Genomic DNA, 3,897 nt, shown 5'->3' on the forward strand with positions numbered 1-3,897 from the left:
TCGCCTGCGCGGTCACCGACTTCCCCGACCCCGACTCCCCCAGCACCGCCAGCGTCTCCCCGGCGTGCACGGAGTAGCTCACGCCGTTGACGGCCCGGGCGGCCCCCTCCCGGGTGCGGAACTCCACCGCCAGGTCACGGACCTCCAGCAGCGGCTCACCCCCACCGGTGCCGACCGCTCCGACGTCGACCGCGTCGGTCGCACCCGCGTCGTGTGACATCCCCGTCCCTCCTCAGCGCAGCTTGGGGTCGAGGGCGTCGCGCACCGCGTCGCCCATCATGATGAAGGCCAGAACCGTCAGACTCAGCGCCGCCGCGGGGTAGAGCAGGATGTGGGGGGCGTTGCGGAACTGCATGCCGTCCGAGGCCGCCGAGATGTCCACCCCCCAGGAGACCGTGGGTGGTTGGAGCCCCACCCCGAGGAAGCTGAGGGTGGCCTCCAGCGCGATGAAGGTGCCGAGCATGATCGTGGACATCACGATCACCGGCGCCACCGCGTTGGGCAGGATGTGCCGCAGCAGCATCCGCGCGTTGCCCGCCCCCAGGGCCCGGGCCGCCTGCACGTAGTCGTGCTGTTTCGCGGTGATCACCGCGCCCCGCGCGATGCGGGCGATCTGCGGCCAGCCGAGCGCGGCGATCACCAGCACCACCGGCCAGATCCCGGACAGGGTGATCATGCTCAGGAAGACGATCGCGCCCAGGATCAGCGGAACGGCGAAGAAGATGTCGGTGGTGCGGGAGAGCAGGGAGTCCCAGATTCCGCCGTAGAAACCGGCGAGCCCGCCGACGACGGCGCCGATCAGTGCCACGCCGAGAGTGGCGCAGACCCCGACCGCGATCGAGGCGCGCGCCCCGTACACGGTGCGGGTGTACACATCGCAGCCCTGGGCGTCGAACCCGAACCAGTGACCGGGGGCGGGGCCGTCCAGGGAGCGGCTCAGCTCACAGAAGAGGGGGTCCCGGGTCGCGATCAGCGAGGGGTGGATCGCGATGACCACCAGGAAGAGGATGAGCAGTCCGGAGACGATGAAGATCGGGTTGCGCCGCAGGTCGTGCCAGGCGTCGGAACCCAGGCCGCGGGCGGTTTCGGGGGTGGTCGAGGCCGTCAGGGCCTCGGCGGCGGCCTCCTCCCGGTCGGCGAGGGGCCCCGGGGTGTCGCGCTGCTCAGGCATAGCGGATCCTCGGGTCGAGCACGGCGTACAGCAGGTCGACGAGCAGGTTGGCCAGCAGGAAGATCACCACCAGAACGGTCACGAAGCCGACGACGGTGGGCGAGTTCTGCCGCAGGATGCCCTGGTAGAGCTGGTAGCCGACGCCCTGGATGTTGAAGATGCGCTCGGTGACGATCGCGCCGGCCATCAGGGTGCCGATGTCGGCGCCGAGATAGGTGACCACCGGGATGAGCGAGTTGCGCAGCAGGTGGTGGGTGGTGATCCGGCGGCGCGGCAGCCCCTTGGCGACGGCGGTGCGGATGTAGTCGGCACGTCGGTTCTCGGCGACCGAGGTGCGGGTCAACCGGGTGACGTACGCCAGCGAGACCAGGGCGAGGATCAGGCCGGGGACGATGAGTTCCCCCATGCCGGGACTCGGCCCGACGGCCGGGTCGATCCAGGCCAGTTCCACACCGAGGAAGAACTGGAGCGTGGTGCCGAGCACGAAGGTGGGGATGGCGATGACCACCAGGGTCAGCAGCAGGACGGTGCTGTCCACCCCGCCGCCCCGACGCAGGCCGGAGATCACGCCCAGGGTGATGCCCAGCACGATCTCGAAGGCGAGGGCGACCAGCATCAGCCGGAAGCTGATCGGGAAGGACCGGGCCATCAGCTCGATGACGGGTTGACCGTTGAAGGCGGTGCCGAAGTCGCCGGTGAGGATCTGCCCCAGGTAGAGCAGGTACTGCCGCCACACGGGCTGGTCGAGGTTGAACTCGGCGCGCAGGCGGGCGGCGGTGGCCGGGTCGGGGGCCCGGTCCCCGAAGAGCCCGACGACGGGGTCGCCGAGGGCGTAGACCATCAGGAAGATCAGGAAGGTGGCGCCGATGAACACCGGGATCATCTGGAGCAGGCGCCGGGCGACGTAACGTCCCACGGACTCTCCTCGGGGACGGGGGAACGGGACGGCCGGGGATCGGGGGCCATCCGCCCGGCCCCGGCCCGTCCCCGGTCAGTTGACGGTGATCTCGGTGTAGACGGGGACCGAGAAGGGGTCGAGGGTGACGTTGTCCACCCGCTCCGAGTAGCCGGCGATGCCGTTCTGGTACCACAGCGGGATCGCGGGCAGGTCCCGGACCAGCAGTTCCTCGGCCTCGCGGAACAGGTCGACGGCCTCCCCCTCGTCGTCCGCGCGGTTGGCCCGGTCGACCAGCTCGTCGAATTCCGGGTTGTCGTAGCCGCTGTCGTTGGAGGAGCCGGTGGAGTAGAAGATGGGCTGCAGGAAGTTCTGGATCAGTGGATAGTCCATCTGCCAACCGGTGCGGAACAGGCCGGTCATCTCCCGGCCGGTGATCCGGTTGCGGTAGTCGGCGAAGGTCGGCACCGGGGTGACGGTGCAGGCCCCGGTGTCGCCGAGGGCGTTGTTGATGCTGTTGCAGGCGGCGTCCATCCACTGCCGGTGGGACCCGGTGTCCACGTTGGAGCTGAGGGTGACGGTGCCACCGGGCAGACCCCCCGCCTCCTCGATCAGTTCGCGGGCGCGCTCGGGGTCGTACTCGCAGACCTCGCCGCACAGACCCTCGTCGTAGCCGCCCTCCTCCCCGATGACGGGCGAGGTGAAGTCGGTGGCGGGGGTGCGGGTGTCCTGGAAGATCCGCTCGGTGATCTCCTCGCGGTTGATCGCCATCGACAGCCCGCGGCGGATCGTCGCGGCGTCCTCCCCCTGCCACGCCTCGTCGTAGAGGGGGAAGGAGACGGTCTGGATGATGCCCGCCGGCTCGTTGATGTACCGACCGTCGAGATCCTGCTCGGCGTTGCGCAGCTGGGCGGCGGGGATGTCGTCGATGACGTCGAGGTTCCCGGCCTGGAGATCGGTGTAGGCGGTGGAGTTGTCGGTGTAGACGACGAGTTCCACCCCGTCGTTGCGCGCCCCGTCGTCCCCGGCGTACTCCTCGAACGGGACCAGGGTCATGCCCTGGCCGGGGTTGTAGGTGTCGATCCGGTAGGGACCGTTGCCGATCGGTTGCCGCAGCCATGCCTCGCGATCGTCGAAGAACGCCTCGGGCAGGGGTGCGTAGGCGGAGTAGCCGAGTGTCTCGGGCCACAGGGAGAACGGCTCGTTGAGCGTGACGGTGAAGGTGTACTCGTCGATCACCTCCAGGCCGCTCATGGTCTCGGCGGTCGGCTCCGCGCCCTCATCGGTGGGGTGGACGTCCTCGTAGCCCCGGATGAACTCGAAGAAGTAGCTGCCGATCTGCGCGTTCTCGATGTTGGCGCCGTAGTTCCACGCGTCCACGAAGGAGTTGGCGGTGACGGGGGTGCCGTCGTGGAAGGTCCAGTCGTCGTGCAGGGTGATGGTGAAGGTCTGCTGGTCCTCGGTCTCGATGGACTCGGCGACGGCGTCCTCGGCCTCGGCGGTCTCCGGGTTGTAGCGCTTCAGGCCGCGGAAGGTCATGTCCAGGACCTTGCCGCCCTGGACCTCGTTGGTGTTGGCGGGTTCGAGTTCGTTCTGCGGTTCCCCCCAGGAGGCGCGGACGAGTCCACCGCCGTTCCCTCCGGTGGCGTCCCCCCCGTCGTCACCCCCGCCGCACGCCGCGAGGGCCAGTGCGAGGGCCGTCACCCCGATCAGGGTCCGGTGCGGCCGACCTGCTGAGCGCATGGGGTGCCTCCTGGATTACCGATGATCACATTCGGTGCCCATGAGAACGCCCGGCGGGCCGGCCGGGGGTGAGGAGAGCGGGCGGGCC

4 protein-coding genes are annotated in these 3,897 nt (G+C 69.4%); all 4 read right to left on the bottom strand.

The annotated features are described in order from the left end of the window. On the bottom strand, positions 1–220 hold a 220-nt coding region (locus FNQ90_RS15265), incomplete at its 3' end, for an ATP-binding cassette domain-containing protein (protein WP_323379983.1). Between the two features lie 12 nt (positions 221–232). Beyond that, positions 233–1,171 carry an ABC transporter permease gene (locus tag FNQ90_RS15270; RefSeq protein WP_143616662.1) on the bottom strand — a complete coding sequence of 313 codons (939 nt, stop codon included), beginning with the start codon at positions 1,169–1,171 and terminating at the stop codon, positions 233–235. After that, a complete protein-coding gene (locus tag FNQ90_RS15275) occupies positions 1,164–2,087 on the bottom strand; it encodes an ABC transporter permease (protein WP_182606884.1) in 924 nt (307 codons plus the stop codon). Before FNQ90_RS15275 ends, FNQ90_RS15270 begins: the two co-directional genes overlap by 8 nt. A gap of 75 nt (positions 2,088–2,162) precedes the next feature. Continuing rightward, positions 2,163–3,809, bottom strand: coding sequence for a peptide ABC transporter substrate-binding protein (locus FNQ90_RS15280; protein ID WP_182606885.1), 1,647 nt, complete (start codon positions 3,807–3,809; stop codon positions 2,163–2,165). Positions 3,810–3,897 lie beyond the last annotated feature (88 nt).

Origin of the sequence: Streptomyces alkaliphilus, from assembly GCF_014141535.1 — a bacterium.
GTDB classification, from domain to species: domain Bacteria; phylum Actinomycetota; class Actinomycetes; order Streptomycetales; family Streptomycetaceae; genus Streptomyces; species Streptomyces alkaliphilus.

Excerpts from the sequence above, each read along its gene's own strand:
- FNQ90_RS15280 (WP_182606885.1), bottom strand. The coding sequence starts at position 3,809 with ATGCGCTCAGCAGGTCGGCCGCACCGGACCCTGATCGGGGTGACGGCC.
- FNQ90_RS15270 (WP_143616662.1), bottom strand. The coding sequence starts at position 1,171 with ATGCCTGAGCAGCGCGACACCCCGGGGCCCCTCGCCGACCGGGAGGAG.